The 18,713-nt window shown below is 62.9% G+C and carries 20 protein-coding genes and 1 tRNA gene; 7 read left to right on the top strand and 14 right to left on the bottom strand.

What is annotated here, in order from left to right:
- Positions 1-31: 31 nt before the first annotated feature.
- Together AC0L2R_RS21095 and AC0L2R_RS21090 are read left to right on the top strand one after the other, a co-directional pair.
- Positions 32-283 carry a helix-turn-helix domain-containing protein gene (locus AC0L2R_RS21095; protein ID WP_473511312.1) on the top strand — a complete coding sequence of 84 codons (252 nt, stop codon included), beginning with the start codon at positions 32-34 and terminating at the stop codon, positions 281-283.
- Positions 283-1,473 (top strand): site-specific integrase, encoded by a 1,191-nt coding sequence (locus tag AC0L2R_RS21090; protein WP_473511311.1) that lies wholly within the window; start codon positions 283-285, stop codon positions 1,471-1,473. Before AC0L2R_RS21095 ends, AC0L2R_RS21090 begins: the two co-directional genes overlap by 1 nt.
- Positions 1,474-1,579: 106 nt before the next feature.
- Here the strand turns inward: AC0L2R_RS21090 and AC0L2R_RS21085 are convergent.
- A tRNA-Ile gene (locus AC0L2R_RS21085) sits at positions 1,580-1,655 on the bottom strand.
- Positions 1,656-1,901: 246 nt separating this feature from the next.
- On the opposite strand from AC0L2R_RS21085, the gene AC0L2R_RS21080 reads away from it, so the two are divergent.
- Entirely contained in the window at positions 1,902-2,612 is a 711-nt protein-coding gene (locus tag AC0L2R_RS21080) for an SIMPL domain-containing protein (protein ID WP_473511309.1), read from the top strand.
- 220 nt (positions 2,613-2,832) lie between these two features.
- On the opposite strand, the gene AC0L2R_RS21075 is transcribed toward AC0L2R_RS21080, so the two are convergent.
- A complete protein-coding gene (locus AC0L2R_RS21075) occupies positions 2,833-3,198 on the bottom strand; it encodes a hypothetical protein (protein ID WP_287299340.1) in 366 nt (121 codons plus the stop codon).
- A gap of 246 nt (positions 3,199-3,444) precedes the next feature.
- Positions 3,445-3,891 (bottom strand): YcgN family cysteine cluster protein, encoded by a 447-nt coding sequence (locus AC0L2R_RS21070; RefSeq protein ID WP_091595075.1) that lies wholly within the window; start codon positions 3,889-3,891, stop codon positions 3,445-3,447.
- A 211-nt stretch (positions 3,892-4,102) separates the two neighbouring features.
- Between AC0L2R_RS21070 and AC0L2R_RS21065 the strand changes: the two genes are divergently transcribed.
- Positions 4,103-6,178, top strand: coding sequence for an OmpA family protein (locus AC0L2R_RS21065; protein ID WP_473511308.1), 2,076 nt, complete (start codon positions 4,103-4,105; stop codon positions 6,176-6,178).
- A 290-nt stretch (positions 6,179-6,468) separates the two neighbouring features.
- On the opposite strand, the gene AC0L2R_RS21060 is transcribed toward AC0L2R_RS21065, so the two are convergent.
- From AC0L2R_RS21060 to AC0L2R_RS21050, 3 genes are all read right to left on the bottom strand, one after another.
- On the bottom strand, positions 6,469-7,335 hold the full coding sequence (locus AC0L2R_RS21060; RefSeq protein ID WP_287073548.1) for an SDR family oxidoreductase: 867 nt from the start codon (positions 7,333-7,335) through the stop codon (positions 6,469-6,471).
- Between the two features lie 334 nt (positions 7,336-7,669).
- The gene (locus AC0L2R_RS21055) at positions 7,670-8,320 is read right to left on the bottom strand and encodes a helix-turn-helix transcriptional regulator (RefSeq protein ID WP_473511306.1); all 651 of its coding nucleotides are present in this window, start codon (positions 8,318-8,320) and stop codon (positions 7,670-7,672) included.
- 8 nt (positions 8,321-8,328) lie between these two features.
- Positions 8,329-9,201, bottom strand: a complete 873-nt coding sequence (locus AC0L2R_RS21050) for a S1C family serine protease (RefSeq protein ID WP_473511305.1) — start codon at positions 9,199-9,201, stop codon at positions 8,329-8,331.
- A gap of 271 nt (positions 9,202-9,472) precedes the next feature.
- Here AC0L2R_RS21050 and AC0L2R_RS21045 point away from each other — a divergent pair, with 271 nt between their 5' ends.
- Entirely contained in the window at positions 9,473-10,420 is a 948-nt protein-coding gene (locus AC0L2R_RS21045) for a S1C family serine protease (RefSeq protein WP_473511303.1), read from the top strand.
- Between the two features lie 106 nt (positions 10,421-10,526).
- Here the strand turns inward: AC0L2R_RS21045 and AC0L2R_RS21040 are convergent, their stop codons facing one another.
- Both AC0L2R_RS21040 and AC0L2R_RS21035 read right to left on the bottom strand, forming a co-directional pair.
- Positions 10,527-11,438: an arginase family protein gene (locus AC0L2R_RS21040; RefSeq protein ID WP_473511301.1), complete on the bottom strand. Its 912-nt coding sequence runs from the start codon at positions 11,436-11,438 to the stop codon at positions 10,527-10,529.
- Positions 11,439-11,549: 111 nt separating this feature from the next.
- Positions 11,550-11,972: a VOC family protein gene (locus tag AC0L2R_RS21035; RefSeq protein ID WP_473511299.1), complete on the bottom strand. Its 423-nt coding sequence runs from the start codon at positions 11,970-11,972 to the stop codon at positions 11,550-11,552.
- A 67-nt stretch (positions 11,973-12,039) separates the two neighbouring features.
- Here AC0L2R_RS21035 and AC0L2R_RS21030 point away from each other — a divergent pair, with 67 nt between their 5' ends.
- Positions 12,040-12,657 (top strand): TetR/AcrR family transcriptional regulator, encoded by a 618-nt coding sequence (locus tag AC0L2R_RS21030; protein ID WP_473511297.1) that lies wholly within the window; start codon positions 12,040-12,042, stop codon positions 12,655-12,657.
- Here the strand turns inward: AC0L2R_RS21030 and AC0L2R_RS21025 are convergent.
- Positions 12,599-13,546 (bottom strand): LysR family transcriptional regulator, encoded by a 948-nt coding sequence (locus AC0L2R_RS21025; RefSeq protein ID WP_473511295.1) that lies wholly within the window; start codon positions 13,544-13,546, stop codon positions 12,599-12,601. The genes AC0L2R_RS21030 and AC0L2R_RS21025 overlap by 59 nt on opposite strands.
- Before the next feature lie 109 nt (positions 13,547-13,655).
- Between AC0L2R_RS21025 and AC0L2R_RS21020 the strand changes: the two genes are divergently transcribed.
- Complete coding sequence (locus AC0L2R_RS21020) at positions 13,656-14,297, top strand: FMN-dependent NADH-azoreductase (RefSeq protein WP_473494839.1); 642 nt, start codon at positions 13,656-13,658, stop codon at positions 14,295-14,297.
- Between the two features lie 92 nt (positions 14,298-14,389).
- On the opposite strand, the gene AC0L2R_RS21015 is transcribed toward AC0L2R_RS21020, so the two are convergent.
- The 5 genes from AC0L2R_RS21015 to rpoD all read right to left on the bottom strand — a co-directional run bounded on the left by AC0L2R_RS21015 (position 14,390) and on the right by rpoD (position 18,707).
- On the bottom strand, positions 14,390-14,683 hold the full coding sequence (locus AC0L2R_RS21015) for an HlyU family transcriptional regulator (RefSeq protein ID WP_065009209.1): 294 nt from the start codon (positions 14,681-14,683) through the stop codon (positions 14,390-14,392).
- A 106-nt stretch (positions 14,684-14,789) separates the two neighbouring features.
- Positions 14,790-15,461 (bottom strand): PadR family transcriptional regulator, encoded by a 672-nt coding sequence (locus AC0L2R_RS21010; protein WP_473494838.1) that lies wholly within the window; start codon positions 15,459-15,461, stop codon positions 14,790-14,792.
- Positions 15,462-15,596: 135 nt separating this feature from the next.
- Positions 15,597-15,977, bottom strand: a complete 381-nt coding sequence (locus AC0L2R_RS21005; RefSeq protein ID WP_473511294.1) for a thiol-disulfide oxidoreductase DCC family protein — start codon at positions 15,975-15,977, stop codon at positions 15,597-15,599.
- A 212-nt stretch (positions 15,978-16,189) separates the two neighbouring features.
- Complete coding sequence (locus AC0L2R_RS21000) at positions 16,190-16,483, bottom strand: GYD domain-containing protein (RefSeq protein ID WP_128170295.1); 294 nt, start codon at positions 16,481-16,483, stop codon at positions 16,190-16,192.
- 202 nt (positions 16,484-16,685) lie between these two features.
- Positions 16,686-18,707, bottom strand: a complete 2,022-nt coding sequence (gene rpoD / locus AC0L2R_RS20995) for an RNA polymerase sigma factor RpoD (RefSeq protein WP_023799750.1) — start codon at positions 18,705-18,707, stop codon at positions 16,686-16,688.
- Positions 18,708-18,713: the final 6 nt, after the last annotated feature.

The raw sequence follows: 18,713 nt of genomic DNA, 5'->3' as shown, positions 1-18,713 counted from the left end.
AGTAGACTGGTGACTGCTAGGAAGGCGTGACGTGAACGAGAATGAGAAGATTGCCCAAGAAGTGAAAGCCTGGCGAGCCAAGGGGGGATTCACTGCCGAAGCCGCAGCTAAGGTGCTGGGAATACCGAAACGCACGTTCGAAGGCATAGAGCAAGGCAGAGGCTTCCCTTACCCTGTGCTCCTGCGCGTTGCCATCGAAAGCAAAACCCTTTCGCTACAGGCCATGCTGGAGAACTCCCCGCGCGTCGAGAACCGGCGGCAGAAGTCTGGAAGGAGCGTTTGATGGCTAGGCCCTTCAAGGATGCGCGCTACCCTGGGGTCTCTTCGCGTCTCAAGAACGGCAAGGTAGCTTATCGTTACCGCGCAAAAGGCATGCCCGAAATCCGCCTTCCCGGTAAGCCAGGCGATCCCGAGTTCGAGGCGGCTTATGAGAAGGCCACGCAGGGTCAAGGCAGGAAGGCAGTTATCGTCGATTTGCCCGGTCGGGCACTGCCAAAAACCTTTGGCCATGCCGCGCGCCGGCTTGAATCGACGATGGAATGGCTGGATTTTGATGAAGCGACGCAGAAAAAGAATGCGCGGCTAATTGAACGCTTTCTTAACTTGCAGGTCGATTCCGGCTATCCGCTTACCTGGCGCGATACTCCGGTCCACCACCTGGACGCGGATCGGCTGCGGACGATTATCGAGGGCGTCTTCGCGACAAATCGGACTGTGGCAAAACACATGTTGGTCGCCATCAAGAAGCTCCTGTGGGTCGCGACCGACGTCGAGAAATGGATCAAACCGCAGGATGATCCCTCGCTATCCATCCGTGTGCGTATACCCAAATCGACCAAGAACCCGGCCTGGCCGATCGCAATCCGGGAAAAGTTCGAAGAGCGACACCCTGTGGGCACAGCCGCGCGCACCTGCTACGCGCTTGGCTTCTGGCTCGGGAACCGGCGTGGCGATATCGCCGCCCTCGATTGGGACGATCTTGTGACCGAGGAGATCGAACTGTTCGATGGCTTGCTGGAGTTGATCGAGGCCTTCGATTTCCGCCAGAAGAAGAATCGCAATCGCCATGGCGGGCGGGAGATGTTCATTCCGGTCGTGGACAAGCTGGCAGCAGCTCTAGAACCGCTCGATCGTTCGAAGGGCGGTACCGTCTTGAAAAACGCGTATGGCAGGTCGTTCTCGGAAAAGAGCCTGACCGGCATGATGCAGCACTGGACCCGGCAGGCGGGAATTCCTAGCGGCTACACGCTCCATGGCCTGCGCCGCACCTTCGGCACCTACCTCGCTGAATGCAACATCCAAGCGCGGGCCATTATGGAGGCGATGGGCCATTCCTCAATGGCCGTGACGGATGAGTATGTCCGCGAGGCCAATAAGAAGCGGATCGCGGTTGATATTGCTCGTGCCATCAACGAGCGCGAGGCCAAACGCGACGCCATGAAGCGGCGGACAAACCTCCGCATTGTCAAATAACCAAATCGAGTCGGAACAAACCGGGGCCACGGCCTTGTCTTGGGCCCATAATGGGCCCAAAACGTTTTGGGCCGAGGGCACTTTTTATCAATTAAATCAAAGGTTATGGTGGGCCCGGAGGGACTCGAACCCCCAACCAAGCGGTTATGAGCCGCCGGCTCTAACCATTGAGCTACAGGCCCCACACGCGGCTGGATTAATGTTTTTCCCCGAACCGCACAAGGCTTTCCGGATGGGCTGGCCGAAATCGTCCAAATCCGCCCATATTCAGACATTAGAGCGAAGTGCGTCCACTTAGACGCGCAAAATACAAAATACGCTCTAACGCTTTGAATCTACGCAATCGAGCTTCCCGAAAATCGATTCCGATTTTTATGCCGATGCGGTAGTCGACAAGCGCGACTGGATCGCAGACCGAGGAGATTTTTATGACCAGACATCTTTTGCCGTTGGCGCTCGCCGCCGCAATCGCTTTTCCGGCGATGGCCGGCGCGGCCGATTCGCCGCCGCCGCCCCGCATCGTCGTCACTGGCGAAGGCGAAGCGACCGCGGCCCCCGATCTGGCGCTGCTGACGCTCAGCGTCATGCGCGAGGCCAAGACCGCGCGTGCCGCGCTCGATGCCAACAACGACGCCATGGCCTCGGTGATCGCCGCAATGAAATCGGCCGGCATCAAGGAGCGCGACCTGCAGACAGCCGGCATCCAGATCAGCCCGCGCTACAATTATACCAACAAGCCGGACGGCAGCCAGGAAGCGGAACTGATCGCCTACCAGGTGACCAACACGCTTTCGGTGCGCATCCGCGACATCGACAAGACAGGCGAGATTCTCGACAAGGCGGTATCGCTCGGCGTCAACCAGGGCGGCGGCATCTCGTTCTCCAACGAGGATCCAACGGCAACTGTCACCGAAGCCCGCAAGAAGGCGGTCGCCGACGCAATGGCCAAGGCCAGGACGCTGGCCGAAGCCGCCGGCGTCAGCATCGGGCGGGTGCTGGAAATCACCGACCAGAACGTCGCGCCGCCGCCGATACCGATGACCGCCAAGGCCTTTGATGCGGTCCGCGAATCGGTTCCGGTGCAGGCTGGCGAGAATTCCTACACGGTGCAGGTCACAGTCACTTTCGAGTTGAAGTGACCGCCCGCTGAAACGCGGGTAACCGGCAACATTGACTATTGACTTCGTTGCATTAAAAAACCCCCGAGGACTGGCCCTCCGGGGTTTTTCGAGCCGCACCCGTCTATCTCAGGGGGCTCTACTCCAGACCGACCTTCTGCGAAGGTCGTGTCCCTAAAGCTGACCTTCGCAGAAGGTCATACTGCCAGGCAGGCCGTGCCGGTAGGCAACGTGCGAACGCTTACCGGTAGAGGACCGGGCAGCCGCGCTCATTGGCGAACACGACCACGACGCGGTCGCCATACTGGCGGCCCGCTACTTTCACGGTGCGGCGGCCGACGTCGATGATACGGGCACGGCGCAGACCCATGCGCTCTGCCTTGCCGAGAGCACGGTTTGGCGAGCAGGACCGGCGCCAGTCGCGTTCGCGGCGGCGTTCGCGGTAGTAACCATCGTCATCATCGCCGGAATAGACGCCGACGCGCGGATCGTCATCGTTGCCGAAGCCGAGGTAGATGCTGTCTGCATGGGCTGTGGCGGGAATGGCGGCAAGCGTGCCGAGGCCGATAAGCGCCGAAAGGGCCGCCGTCTTGATCGTGTTGAACATGTCTTCTCTCCTTGTTCAGGGCTTCCGCCCGCCTTTGATCGAACCAATGTGTCTTACCAATGGCGAGGAGAATGCGCTTGCGTATCTGAACTTTTTGCGAACCGGCCGTTCATTTTGGGTTCATGTAGAAACAAGCAATTGCGCAGTCTTCTCGGCTTTCCGGTTCTGACAATCCGGTCGGTTCTGAACCATTTGGGTGGAAAACGCGCTGTCGGGCAGCCGGTTCCGGTTCCCGACGGCGCGTCGCTAGGGCTCGTCGTCCAGCATGTGCTCGAAATAGTCGTCGGGCTCGGCAAGATCGGTCTCGCTGGCGCTGACCCGGCCCCGCATCGAGATGCCGGCCTCATGCACCGTCTCGGCACTGCCTGACACCAGCCTGTGCCACCAGTAGAGATCGTGGCCCTCGGCGACCAGCCGGTAGGCGCAGGTTTTGGGCAGCCAACTGATGGTGCGCACATTCTGCGGCGTCAGACCGACGCAGTCCGGGACGCGCGCCAACCGGTTGGCATAATCGGAACAGCGACAAGTTTCGGCGTCGAACAGCCGGCAGCCGACGCTCGTCCAGTAAATCGCGCCGGTGTCTTCGTCCTCGAGTTTCGACAGGCAGCATTTGCCGCAGCCGTCGCAAAGCGATTCCCACTCGGCCGGGGTCATCGCCTCGAGCGTCTTGGTTTTCCAGAACGGCGTTTCCATCGACGGGATGTGGCCCCTGGCCGGGTGAAGGTCAAGCACCGCAACAGACGCAGACCCGGCCAGCACCCTAGGCCGGCACCATAGGAATAACACGAAGTCGCCTTCAAAACGCCGGCCAATTGCCCTTCGTAGCCGTTAATGCCCGCTGACCGGAACCAATCCGGTTGATGAACAGTTTGGGCCGGGATGGGACGCCAAAGGAGGATTTTTAATGAAACGCCAACCACGGATTCTGGCAGGCACGGCACTTGGCCTGCTGATGGCGTCCGCGCCGTTGGGCGCATTCCCGTTGCAGGGCAGCGCCGCGTTCGACCCACCGCAGAGTACCGCCACGCCGTTGATCCCCGTGCAATCGAATTGCCCCGAAGGCGAGTCGGCGGAAGGCTGCGCACCGCAGGCGGAACCGGAGCAGAAGCCTCGCAAGAAGCGCGAGGAACAGGCCGCGCCTTCCGGCGAGGAGCAGCAGGGCGGTCAGCGCAGGAAGAAGCGCGAGCAGCAACAGCAAGAGGAAGCCGCACCCGCCGAGCGGGCCGCACCTGCGAGCGACGAACAGCCCGAGCCGCGCAGGAAGAAGCGTGACCGGCAACAGCAGGAGGAAGCCGCACCGGCCGAACGGCCCGCCGAGCAGGCCGCACCTGCCAGCGACGAACAGCCCGAGCCGCGCAGGAAGAAGCGCGACCGGCAACAGCAGCAGGAAGCCGCACCAGCCGAAAAGCCCGCCGAGCAGGCGGCGCCTGCCAGCGACGAACAGCCCGAACCGCGCAGAAAGAAGCGCGACCGGCAACAGCAGGAGGAGGCCGAGCAGGCTGCGCCTCGCGAAAACGCCACACCTGCAAATGACAACGAGCAGGTCACGCCGCGCAGGAAGAAGCGGGAGCAGGATCAGCAGATCGAAGCCGCACCATCCGAACGGCCAGCCAGGAAGGAAGCCGGCGAGCAGGCCGAACCGCTTCCGACCGACCAGCAAACGGCTCCCGCCGAGGGCGAACAGCCCCGGGATCAGGCTAAGGACCGCCGCAAGAAGCCTATCGACGAACAGCCGGTGACAGGCGAGCAGCCCTCAACCGGCGAGCAGCCCGCCGAGCGCGAGCAGGCCGCGCCCGCCGAAGGCGAAGGTCCGGCCCAGGGCGAGGCTCCCGTGTTCGACAGCCAGAAGGATGCCGTGCGCAAGCGCAGGGGCGGCAGGGACAACGCGCAAGAAACGAGCGGCCAGGACGCGGGTGGACAGCCGACGCAGCAGAACGGCGAACAGGCGGAAGCCCCGAGGCCGGCTCCGGTCGATCAGGGACCGCCGCCCACCGATGACAGGGCGGCCCAGCAGGCGATCAAGCTTGAGAGGATGGTTCGGGCGACGGAGGAAAAGGGAAGACGCGTTGAGCGTGCGCCCGACGAGGAAAACGTTCGCCGCCGTCGTGAACGCCCGCGCGGGGTCGACGTCGTCAGGGAACTCGGCGACCGTGTTATCCTCCAGTTCAACAACCAGACGATCGTTGAAAGCGACGATGCGCCGCGCATGCGGCGTGGCGCGCGGAACGTCTACTATGAGGAGCTGTCGAGCAATCGCACCCGGGAAATCGTCGAGCGTGACAATGGTATCCAGATCGTCACCATCCGCAACCGCTACGGTGATGTCGTCCAGCGTTCACGCATCGCGCCTGACGGACGCGAATATGTGCTGAGCTATGTCGACGAGCGGCACTATGAGGACGATGGCGACTGGCGCGATCCAGGCGACGACCTGCCGCCGATTCGGATCGACATTCCGCGCGAGGAGTACATTCTGGATTCCGAGGAGGTCGAGGATCCGGACGACTACTATGCCTTCCTTGAACAGCCGCCGGTGGAGAGGGTGCAGCGCCTCTACTCGATCGATGAGGTCAAGCGCTCGGCCCGCGTGCGCGACATCGCCCGCCGTATCGACCTCGACACGCTGAACTTCGAATTCGGTTCAGCCTCGATCCCCGAAACCGAGGTGCAGAAACTGGAAGGCGTGGCCAGCGCCATGGAGAAGCTACTGGAAAAGAACCCGGCGGAAACCTTCCTGATCGAAGGCCATACCGATGCCGTCGGCAAGCCGGAGGCGAACCTCGCTTTGTCCGACCGTCGCGCTGAGGCGGTCGCCGAAGCCCTGAGCAATGCCTTCAGCATCCCGCCGGAAAACCTGACGACACAGGGCTATGGCGAGGAGTATCTCAAGGTCGATACGTCGGAGCCTGAGCGCGAGAACCGTCGCGTCGCCATTCGCCGCATCACCTCGCTGGTGGCGCCGGTCGCCAGCGCGAATTAATTCGCAATTCCAGGAACCTGAACTGGTTTCTGGAATCTATGCGGGAAGACATAGCCCACCCCGGTTTCTCCGGGTTGGGCAATTTCCGGCAATCAGCCGAGGTTGAAGGAGAATGTAAGTCGCGATTTAACCAGGCATTGAATCGCGAGGTCGTCCACCCCAGATTCTGGCTAGGGCTTCCCTGCCCTGTCCCGACTCCAGCGGGACACATGAGCCCCGCCGGTACCCCCTCGCCGGCGGGGTTTTTGTTTCCGGCTTCGGTTGGGAAATGAGGGCTATGCCGGTGCCAGTCAGTAGATATTTTTCACGTTGGTTTTCGAATTCGCAAACACCTCGTCCGGCACGAAGAAATCGCCGGCAAGCGGACCTGTCGCATCAGGCGCATAGATTGAAAAATCGCTGACGCCCTCGGCGCGCAGCACCTCCTCGTCGATGTAGAAATTGCCGGTCGCTTCGCGCGACGGCCTGAGCAGGATCGCATGCGCGGCATCGGCCATGATATCGGGCGAACGGCTCATCGCCGCCACTGTCGCCCCGCCCAGAAGATTGCGCACCGCTGCCGTGTCGATCGTCGAGATCGGCCACAGTGAATTGACGGCGATGCCGTCCCTGGCGAACTCTGCGCTCATGCCCAGCGTGCACATCGACATGCCGAATTTGGCCATCGTATAGGCGACATGGTTCTTGAACCATTTGGCCTTCATGTCGAGCGGCGGCGCCAGATTCAAGATGTGAGGATTGTCGGCCAACTTCAGGTGCGGAATGCACATTTTGGAAACCAGGAACGTGCCGCGTGTGTTGATCTGATGCATCAGGTCGTAGCGCTTCATGTCGGTTTCCAGCGTGCCGGTGAGTTGGATGGCGCTGGCATTGTTGATGCAGATGTCGATGCCGCCGAATTTTTCGACGGTTCTGGCGACCGCCTCGGCCACCTGCCCCTCCTCGCGTATGTCGCACAGCATCGGCAATGCCTTGCCGCCGGCCTGCTCGATCTCCTCAGCCGCCGTATAGATCGTGCCCGGCAGCTTCGGGTGGGGCTCGGCGGTCTTGGCCGCGATGGTCACATTGGCGCCGTCGCGCGCGGCGCGCAGCGCGATCGCCAGCCCGATGCCGCGCGACCCGCCGGAGATGAACAGCGTCTTTCCCTTGAGCGACATGTCTTGCGCCTTTCCTGTGCCGGCCTCTTTGCACAATCCTTGCCGCGTGCCGTCGCCCGACACAAGAGCGGGGAGCATCGAGAGATGGTGACGCTGCGGAGGATTCTCGCGGCGTTGCGCTGCCTCATCGCCCTGCCGGGCACTTCTCCCCGAATAGAGACGGGGAGAAGGACGCCTTCATCGCAGCTTTCGCCAACTGGCAACGTCGCAAGAATTGAGCCGTGGCTGCGTTCAGCTTCCTTCCCCCCGCCACTATACGGGGAGAAGGTGCCGGCAGGCGGATGAGGGGCAGCGCAGACTTTGACAGGACCGCCCTACATCCTGCCATCATCCACTAAACCAGCACCAGGCCTTGCCGCATGGCGATGGCGATGGCGTCGGTGCGGTTGGCCGCGCCTAGCTTGATCAGGATCGCCGCGACGTGGAACTTCGCCGTATGCACGGAAATGTTCAGGCGCCGCGCGATCACCTTGTTGGGCGCGCCCTCGGCCAAAAGCGCCAGCACTTCGCTCTCGCGCGGCGACAGCACTGGCCGGCCGGCGCTGTCGCCGACCGGCTCCTCGTCGGAGAGATCGTCGTCATGGAAGGCGAAATCGTCATGTCGATCGGACAAGGGGCGGCCCTCGCCCGAGATCCGATAGCCAGCCGCCGCCAGTCGCGCGGCGGCAGCGATCAGCAGATCGTCCACTGCCGGCGGCAGCACGGCAAACACGGTATCGGCCGGCCGCTGCCGGCTCGCTCGTTGCGACAGGAGCACCCGAGGTATCGCGGGATCGGTGGGCTCGCCTTCCACGCCCCCTCTTTCCAGGTAAACGCCATCGACGATCGCGACATCCGCTCTGTCGGCGCTATTGCTGCTACCGGCCACAATCGGCAGCAGATCGCCGGTCGCGGCAAGAGCGGTGGACAGGTGCTCGGCGCGCACGACGTCATCGAGCGCGATCAGCACCGTCAGCCGCCGCCCCGTGATCCTGTGACTTGCCATCGATCCTCTCAGTTTAGCGGCTTTTCGCCGATGGTCAGCACGACGTCGCGCCGTTCGCCGCCGCGCACCACGCCGAGCGTCACCGACGCGCCGGCGCTGTCCGGCCCGAGCCTGCGGATCAGCTCGCGCGGGCCGTGCACGGCCTCGCCGTTCCACGACGCGATAATGTCGCCAAGATGCAGGCCGGCCGCCTTCGCCGGGCCGTTGTCGTCGAGGCTCATCACCATCGCGCCATGCGTGTCGCCGTTGCGGATCGGGTGCAGGCCGGCGCCGAGATAGCCGCGCGCGACATGGCCCTTCTCGCGCAGCGTCGCCACCGCCCGTTCGATCGTCTCGTAAGGCATGACCAGCGCCCGCCGGCGCGGCCCGAACAAAAGCATGCCGATCAGTGCGCCCTTGGCGTCGAGCACCGGGCCGCCCTCGAAACGGCCACCGGCATTGACGGCCAGATTGATGCGCCGGTCGATCGTGCCGCCGCGCATCGAGCGCCAGGCCGGACCGACCTCACCAACCGTTCCGAATGCAGCGAGCGACGCACCGTCGCTATTGCCGACGGCAATGGCCAGATGGCCCGGCCGCGCCGTGCCTGCCTTGGTCAGCGGCGGCACGTCCGGCGCGGCGGTCGGCTTCAGAAGGGCGGTCCCGGTGGATGGATCGCGGCCGACCAGCTCAGCCTTCACCTTGTCGCCCGAAGAAAGCGTCAGCTCGATCTCCTCGCCGGCCTCCACCGCCTCCTCGGCAGCGACAAAATAGCCGTCGCGCCAATGGAAGGCGGTCGCGGTGCGATGCTGATGCGTGGCAAAGCTCGCCGTCGCCGGCGCCGCTGCGGCGGCGATATCGGCGATGGCGTTGGAAAATGCGCTTAGATTGAAGTCGCTCATGTCGGTCTCCTGGGTCTTTTTCGCCTCGGCCCGAAAATCGGCATCGATTTTCGGAAAGCACGGTGCGAGAACTCAAAGTCTTAGAGCGCACTTTGAGCGTCCAATGGACGCTCGTCGCTCTACCCCAGATATCGCTCGGCAGCGCGTTGGCGGGTACTCGCCTGACGGCTAGTTGGGCGCTGGACTGGCCATCTGGTCAGGTCGCGGCCGATCCGGCCGCTCCGCACATATAGGCATCCTTCATCTTGCTCTAAAGACACGGAGCCCTGCCATGTCCCTCCCCGCCCAGCAATTGCAGTTCGACGATGCGCTGCTCGACGATTATTCGGCAACGGTCGCTGATGCCGTGGACCGCATCGGTCCCGCCGTCTGCCGCATCGAGCGCATCGGTGGTGCCGGCGGCCTGGGCTCCGGCTTCGTCATCACACCGGATGGGCTGGTCGTCACCAATTTCCACGTCGTTGGCGATGCCCGCAGCGTCCGGGTTGCGATGCCGGACGGCGTCTCCAGAGAAGGCCGTGTTCTCGGCCGCGACCCCGACACCGACATCGCGCTGGTGCGTGCCGACGGCAGCTTTGCCGATATTGCGCCGCTCGGCGATTCCAAGCGCCTGCGGCGCGGCCAGATCGCCATTGCCATCGGCAACCCGCTCGGCTTCGAATGGACCGTCACATCAGGTGTCGTCTCGGCGCTCGGCCGCTCGATGCGTGCTTCCACCGGCCGGCTGATCGACGATGTCATCCAGACCGACGCAGCGCTCAACCCCGGCAATTCCGGCGGACCGCTGGTGTCGTCGGCGGGCGAGGTTATCGGCGTCAACACAGCCATGATCCATGGCGCGCAAGGCATCGCCTTCGCGGTTGCCTCCAACACCGCCAATTTCGTCATTTCCGAGATCATCCGCTTCGGCCGCGTCCGCCGCGCCTTCATCGGTGTCTCGGCCGACACGACAACCCTGCCGCGTCGCGCCGCCCTTTTGTCGCAAGTGTCGAGCAGCACAGCGGTGCGCCTGCGCAGTGTCGAGGCGAACAGCCCGGCCGCCAGAGCAGGCCTGAAAGAGGGCGACATCATCGCCGCCATCGACGGCCGCCCGGTCACCGGCGTCGACGATCTGGTGCGCATGCTCGACGCCGAGCGCATCGGCCGCGAAACGCTGTGCACAGTGGTGCGCCGCTCCGGCGTTGCTCAGGTCACGCTGATGCCGGAGGCGCGGGCCTGACAACTATCGCATCGGCCCGAAAATCGAAACCGATTTTCGGAAAGCACGATGCGCAGATCCAAAGTGTTAGAGCGTACTTTGTGCGTCCAAGTGGACGCACGTCGCTCTAACGCGGCGCAAACATCTGGCCAAGCAGCGAAACCAGCAGCACCGCCAGCTCGCCGGTCGGATCGAGGTCCGGATCGAAAATCGTCATGTCCATTCCAGTGCAGCGCGGATCCGCCACCAGCGCCGCGAGGATGGCGACGAGATCGTCGGGATCGATGCCTGGACTGCCTGGTGAATCCACCGCCGGCATCACCGTCTGGTCGAGCGCATCGACGTCGAAATGCACCCAATAGGGCCAGCCGGTTCGCGCCAGCGTGGTCCAGGTCTTTTCCAGGACCTTTGCCGCGCCGAGCTCCCGCACGGCAAAAACATCGATCAGCGTCATCGCGGTCGAATTGATGTCGGGCCAGGCGAAGTCAGGGTTGCGGTTCTCGCGTTCGCCGATCTGAACCACCTGTTCGTCCGCAACAAGTGGGCTCGCGATCTCAGGCCAGTCGGTCAGCAACGGCTCACCACGTCCGGTGGCGAGCGCAAGGTCCATGCCGGCGGCCGAGCCGAGTGAAGCATCGACGTCGTAGTTGCCCGGATGGCGGAAATCGCTATGGCCATCGACATGGACCAGTGCCAGCGGACCGGATCGCCGTGCACCAGCCAGCGCGCCAAGCAGGATCGCGCAGTCGCCGCCGACGACCAGCGGGAACTCGCCTCGTCTGAGCGCGCCGGCAACCACTTCGGCGAGTCCGAGATTGAAGCTGCGTAACGCATTGCCGTTGCGCAGGCGGGTGCCAGGCTGCGGTTCCGTGCTATAGGCGGGCCGATCAAGATCAACCACTTTGAGGGGCGAAAGCGTCTCGACCAGGCCGGCTTCGGTCAACGCCTGCGGCGCACGCCACGTCCCCGGTATATGATCCGGCCTCAGCGGACGGAGGCCAAGGTTTGAGGGCGCGCGGACAAGGCAGATTTCACGCATGGAATGGGCCCAGACTGATGAGTTCAGCTTAGACCGCAAAGACGTGGTCGGCCACGCGGCTGGAGGCTTCAGCTGATATCTACAGACAATTCCTGCCAGCCGCTATCCAGCTCAGGCCGCCGCGCCTTCAACAAACTGCTCCAGAAACTCGGCGCTCGGCGGGATCGGCTTGATCACGTCGATCAGCACGCCATTGGGGTCTTTGGTGATGAAATGGCGCTGGCCGAAGGCTTCGTCGCGCAGGCTGCACAGGATCGGCAGGCCGGCGGCGGTGATCCGCTCGTAGATAGCATCGGGGTTCTTGACCTCGAAATTGATCAGCAGGCCGGAGGTCCGGCCGCGCCCTTCCTCAGGAATGGTTTCATGATCGCCCTGGACGATGCCGAGATTGACGCGGCGATCCTCGGTTGATTGCAGATGCACATACCAGTCGCTCTCGAACAGCGGCTTGAAGCTGAAATGCGCGACATAGAAGGCCTTCGTGCCGGCAACGTCGCTAGTCATCAGCACCGGGTAATAGCTTGTCGTCTTCATCTTTCCTTCTCCCGTCAAATAACATACATTCTGCATGTAAATACGTATTAACATACAGGCTGCATGTATGCAACAGGAATCCGCGCGCCGCTCCAACCGCGATCGCACCGAAGCGACGCGCGCCGAACTGATATCAGCGGCGCGAAAACTGTTCACCGAGAAGTCCTATGCGGAGACCGGCACGCCCGAGATCGTGGCTGCGGCCGGCGTCACGCGCGGCGCGCTCTATCATCACTTTGCCGACAAGCAGGCGCTGTTCGCCGCAGTGGTCGAGTTGGAGGCGGCGGCTGTGGCGGAAGAGATCGAGCGCGCCTCGCCGCCCTCGCTGTTTGCCCGCGATGCGCTGATCGCCGGCTCGGATGCCTATCTTGCCGCCATGCGCGCACCCGGCCGCACCCGGCTGCTGTTGCTCGACGGGCCGGCCGTGCTCGGCCGCGCCGCCATGGACGAGATCGACGACCGCCACGGCAACCGCTCGTTGCGCGAAGGCCTGGTTGCCGCGATGCGCTCGCAGTCCATGATGAGATTGCCGGTGGAAGCGCTGACCGCGCTGCTTGCCGCCGCCTTCGACCGCGCGGCGCTCGCCATCGAAGCAGGCGCTTCGACCGAGGACTACCGCGCCGTTCTCATGGCGCTGATTGATGGTCTGTCGCCCCAGGCCCCTGGTTCGGCTCGAACTCGTTGAAACAACCAAGCTGGCGCTTGAACTGGTCGATCAGCCAAGCCGCAGCCGGCTTCGGGCTGCGGTCGGCACGGTGCATGGCATAAAGCGGCGCGCGGACTTCGCGATACGGCTCCAGATCGAGTTCCACCAGACGGCCGTTGGCCACATCGTCAGCAATCAACCATCGCGGCAGTCCGCCCCAGCCCAACCCTTCGCGCATCAGCGCATGCTTGGTTCGCATATCCGTAAGTCGCCAGGTGCGGTAGGCATAGACGCCGTAGTCGCGCCCTTTGGTGCGCTCGGACTGGTCGCTGACGACAAGTTGGATGTGTTCGCGCACCTCCTCCAGCGGCACCGGCTTGGGAAGCAGCGCCAGCGGATGGCTTGGCGCGGCCGCCGGCACCATCGACATGAAGCCAATGCGCACAAGATGCGCGTCGACCTCGCCCAGCAGTCCGCCAATACCGAGATCGGCATGTCCATTGACGACATGATCGGGGATCAGCCCGAGTGTGCCGGCATGCAGGCGCAGCATCACGGTTGGAAATTGCGCCTCGAACGCCTTCAACACGCGCACCAGCACGGTGGAAGGCAGCGCCACATCGACCGACAGCGCAACTTCAGCCTCCAGGCCCTGTTTGTGGCTGTCGACGCGAGAGCGGATGCGCTGCAATACGCCGACCATGCGCCGCGCATCTTCCAGCGTCGCCCGGCCGACATCGGTCAGATGCGGCTCGCGCGTGCCCTCGCGCTCGAACAGTTTCAGCCCAAGCTGTGCCTCGAGATTGGCGATAGCGTAGCTGATGACCGACTGCGCTCGGTTGAGCTTGCGGCCGGCGGCGGAGAAACTGCCGGTGTCGGCGACGGTGACAAGGATCTGAAGCTGATCAAGTGTCGGGTTTGGCTGCATCGTCATATCCACTATTTAGATGGAACATACATAGAATTTGCCGGTTTTTCAAATAGGTCAGTTCGCCCATATAGGTCTGGACAGATCATTCCAACCCTGGAGACCCGCCATGTCCATCCTTCTCGTCACATCCAGTCCGCGCGGCAATGCCTCGCATTCGACCCGCATCGCCACTGAACTTGCGGAAAAGCTGCTCGCCGCCGATCCTTCGGCCAAGCTCGTCGCACGCGATCTCGTGGCAAACCCGCTGCCGCACATCGATCCGGACTATTCGACCGGCATCTATACGCCCGCCGAGGCCCGCACCCAGCGCCAGGCCGAGGTCGTCGGCGTTTCCGACGGCGTGCTCGATGAACTGTTTGCGGCAGACACCATCATCCTGGCCACCGGCTTCATCAATTTCGGCATTTCGTCGACGCTGAAATCCTGGGTCGACCACGTCTCCCGCACCGGCAAAACTTTCTCTTATGGCGAGAATGGCCCGAAGGGCCTCGTCACCGGCAAGAAGGTCTACATCGTCCTGGCCTCGGGCGGCATCTATTCGGAAGGCGCTGCCGTGCAGATGGACCACGCCATCCCTTACTTGCGCAGCGTGCTTGGCTTCATCGGCATGACCGACGTCGAAGTCATCCGCATCGAAGGCGTCGGCATGGGGCCGGACGCGGTCACTGCCGCTCTGGCCAAGGCATCAGCCAAAGTGGATGCTTTGGTGACATCGACCGTAAGCAAACAGGCTGCGGTGGCGGCGTAGGCCACCAGCCGTCGGTAACTCTAATTAAAGGCAGGCGCCTCACAGGGCGCTTGCCTTGTTCGTTTCAAGATGCGCCGGAGACCGATCGGGTCTCACCCGAACATCTTCTCGCCCTGCTCGTCGACCAGCTGAATGCCCTTTTTGATCGAGATGTCGACAGCGTCGTCGAGCCCGGCAAAACGATCGGCGCGGATGAATTTGTGCTCCTTCATCACGCCGTCGATCTCCTTGGAAACCACGCCGCAGGTCTGGTATTGGCCCTCCGCCTTGTACGGCGTGGCGCTGATCAAAAATCCCTTGTGCTCGATCTGCTTTGCCGGTGCAGCACTCTTTGGCTCGCCCGCGTCACCGCCGCCACCGCCGAAAAGACGTTTCAGAAAAGACATGAGCGCGCCCTCCAACGGCTATCATCCTGCATCACATAGCGTGGTGCAGGATGATTTCACTAGCGATCCTTAGGCAAACGGGCAAGGCCCGCATCCGGCCTGGAAGTCAGTCGCGCGACAGCGCTTCGAGGGCTTCGGCCGCCCCTTTCAATATCGCGATCGCCTCGGCCTGTTTTTCAGCGGGCGCGTCGACAATGTCGCCGAGGGCTGCGCGTAGCCGCTGGCGCACGGCGCGGAATTCGTCACGCTTTTCCGAACCGCCGCGGCCGCGACGTCCGCTATCCTCGCCATCGTCGTTCCAGCCGAACCAGTCACGTGCCTTTGCCATTTTGCGGCCGAAACGCTCGAGATGATCGAGCACATGGTCGATCATCTCGCGATTGTCGTTGAGATGCGCCTGCCCTGCCTCGGTAATCGAAAACACCTTCTTGTTGCCTTCCGCCGACGAGACGGCATAGCCGGCCTCTTCCAGGAAGGTCAGCGTCGGATAGACCACGCCGGGGCTCGGGCTGTAGACGCCGCTGGTGCGTTCCTCCAGCGCCTTGATGATGTCATAGCCGTGGCGCGGCGCCTCGGCCAGCAGCGACAGCGTGATCAGCTTGAGATCGCCGTCGGCCAGCATACGCCCGGCCCGGAACATGTCGCCCGGCCCGCCGCGCCCGCCGCCCCTCATGCCGTGGCCGAATGGGCCGAAGCCGCCGCCACGACCGCCGAACTTGCCGGCCATATGCATGAAAACGCGCTCGGCATGCCCGCCGAAATGATGATGTCCGTGCATTGCCTGCTCCTTGAGTTATGTCTTACGATATATCTCAATTATGCGAATGAGGTCGTTGAGTCAAGATATATCTTACGATGTATCTGAGAACGGTGCCAGCAGATTGATTTCGTCACCGAGCTTGGCTAATACCGGTTACCAGCGGCCCTTGCGCCGGTTCCAGGCATAGAGAAGATCGGCGAAGCGATCATAGGCATAGCGCGTCAATGGCAGCGCGGCGCGGTTGCCGAACAGCGCTGCCAGCCAGCCCTCGCCCGGCGTTCTCAGCCAGACGGCAATTGCGACGTCGGCGCCGACCAGCAGCCTGCCGTCCGCATCGGTTGCGTGCAGCCGGCGGCGGATGTCCTCCAGCGACACGCCGTATCCGGCCAGCGCCGCCGGTTCGGCATTGATGTCGCGAAACGCGATCCGCCCGGCCTTGATCGCCTCGACCAGCCGCCGCTTCTGCCTGACGATGCCGGCATCGCAAACCGGACAACGGGTATTGTACCAGACGGTCAGCAGAGGCTTGGGCATGTGTCTCGAGACGCGCGTTGAAATGCTGTGCTGACTATCCGGGAAATACCTTCGCCCCGCAACATTTCGGGCCAGCCCCTTTTGGGCCAGACACTTTCGGGCCAGACACATTCCGGACCAGCGACCTTTGGGCAAGACTGGCCGGGCGCCGTCGAGCGGCGCCTGACCGTCCGATGTCCGGCAGCTTGCGCGGGTCTATAGCCGCGCACGCCTCAGCCGAGCGAGGCGATGATTTCGCGATAGGCCAATTCCGGGAAAGCCTTGAGCGTCCGCGTCCTCACGTTGCCGCCTGACGCCAGCATCAGCGAGAAACGAGCGAGCACCGCATCGTCGGGCGCTTCGACGACCGCCACCATGTCGCATTCGCCCATGGTGAGATAAAAAGCCTTGAACGAGCCGCCCATGTCTCCCAGCAGCTTCTTGGCGGCATCGAGCCGCTTCGGCGACTCGCGCACATTTCTGGCGCCCTGCTCAGTCCAGTTGATCAGCACGATATAGGTTGTCATGCACACCTCCCTCCGGAGGCCTCGGAGCGCGGCGTCACCGCCGGGGCGGGCATCCGGGGTTGTCGCCCAGAAAATGCATCCGACACCCGATTATCCTCCCACAGCCGGTATGCTGCAACAACAACCGCACCGTCCGGCGAGACAATCCCTGAACGAAAAAGGGCGCCACAGCGCCCTTTAAATTGCTATCCGTTGCCCGGCATCAACTGTCCAGAAAGCTCCGCAGCTTGCGCGAGCGGCTCGGGTGCTTGAGCTTGCGCAGCGCCTTGGCTTCGATCTGGCGAATGCGCTCTCGGGTGACCGAGAACTGCTGGCCGACTTCCTCCAGCGTGTGGTCGGTGTTCATGCCGATGCCGAAGCGCATTCTGAGCACGCGCTCTTCACGCGGGGTGAGCGAAGCAAGTACCCGCGTCGTCGTCTCGCGCAAATTGGCCTGGATCGCCGCGTCGATCGGCAGGATCGCCATCTTGTCCTCGATGAAATCGCCCAGATGCGAATCCTCCTCGTCGCCGACCGGCGTTTCGAGCGAGATCGGTTCCTTGGCGATCTTCAGCACCTTGCGCACTTTTTCCAGCGGCATGGCGAGCTTTTCCGCCAGTTCCTCCGGCGTCGGCTCGCGGCCGATCTCGTGCAGCATCTGGCGCGAGGTGCGCACGATCTTGTTGATCGTCTCGATCATATGCACCGGAATGCGGATGGTGCGCGCCTGGTCGGCGATCGAGCGGGTGATCGCTTGCCGGATCCACCACGTCGCATAGGTCGAGAACTTGTAGCCGCGGCGATATTCGAATTTGTCGACCGCCTTCATCAGGCCGATATTGCCTTCCTGGATCAGATCGAGGAACTGCAGGCCGCGATTGGTGTATTTCTTGGCGATGGAAATGACGAGGCGCAGATTGGCCTCGACCATTTCCTTCTTGGCGATCGCGGCTTCGCGCTCGCCCTTCTGCACCTGGTTGACGATCCTGCGGAATTCCAGGATCGAGATCGCCGTTTCGGTGGCGAGGTTCTGGATCTCGGCGCGCAGGTCGCGGATCGCGTCCTTCTCGTTCTTGGTGAATTCCTTCCAGCCGCGCGAGGTCAGATTGCCGATCGAGCGCGTCCAGTTGGGATCGAGCTCCGAGCCCTGATACTCCTTCAGGAATTCCTCGCGGCGCACGCCATAGCTTTCGGCCAGCCGCAACAGCTTGCCTTCGTTCTGCACCAGGCGCTTGTTGATGTCGTAGAGCTGCTCGACCAATGCCTCGATGCGCGCCGTGTTCAGGGATAGCGACTTCACCGCCTTGATCAGCTGGTCTTTCAGCTCCTTCAGCCGGCGGTCCTGGCTGGGCGACAGCGTGCCGGCGGCAGCCAGCCGGTTCTCGACCTGCTGGTCCTGCAGCTTGCGCAACTTCTTGTAGGTGTCGGCGATGACGTCGAGCGTCTCCATCACCTGCGGGCGCAGCTCCGCTTCCATCGCCGCCAGCGACAGGCTGGCTTCGTCCTCGTCTTCCTCGTCGTCATCAGTCAGACCGCGGGTGTCGCCGCCGACATTGGTGATGTCGTCCTCGTCCTCGCGCGAACGGCGCGGCTTGTCGTCGGTCTTGGCTTCCTCGATCCGCTCGACCACCGGCGCCTGCTTGGCCTCCGGTCCGGCATAGGTCGCTTCGAGGTCGATGATCTCGCGCAAGAGGATCTTCGATTCGTTGAGCTCGTCACGCCAGATGATGATGGCCTGGAAGGTCAGCGGGCTTTCGCACAGGCCCGCGATCATCGTCTCGCGGCCAGCCTCGATGCGCTTGGCAATCGCGATTTCGCCCTCGCGCGACAGAAGCTCGACCGAGCCCATCTCGCGCAGATACATGCGAACCGGATCGTCGGTGCGATCGGTCGGCTCTTTCTTGGTGGTCGTCGCCGCTACGGCGGTACCGGTCTGCTCGGCCAGTTCGTTGGCGTCTTCCTCGGCGTCGGCAGCCGCGTCGGCGGCTTCGGGCTCCTCGCCCTGCTCGTCGTCCTCGACCACGTTGATGCCCATGTCGGAGAGCATGGCCATCGTGTCCTCGATCTGCTCGGAGGTGACTTCCTCCGAGGGCAGCACCGAATTCAGTTCGTCCATGGTGACATAGCCGCGCTTCTTGGCGGCCTTGATCATCTTCTTGACAGCATCGTCGGAAAGGTCGAGCAGAGGGCCATCGGTGGCGCCTTCACGTTCGGTCTCGACCTCTTCCTTTTCTTTTGTCGCCATTCTTTA

Source organism: Mesorhizobium sp. WSM4820 (assembly GCF_055811075.1).
This window is presented reverse-complemented; position numbering and strand designations above follow the sequence as displayed.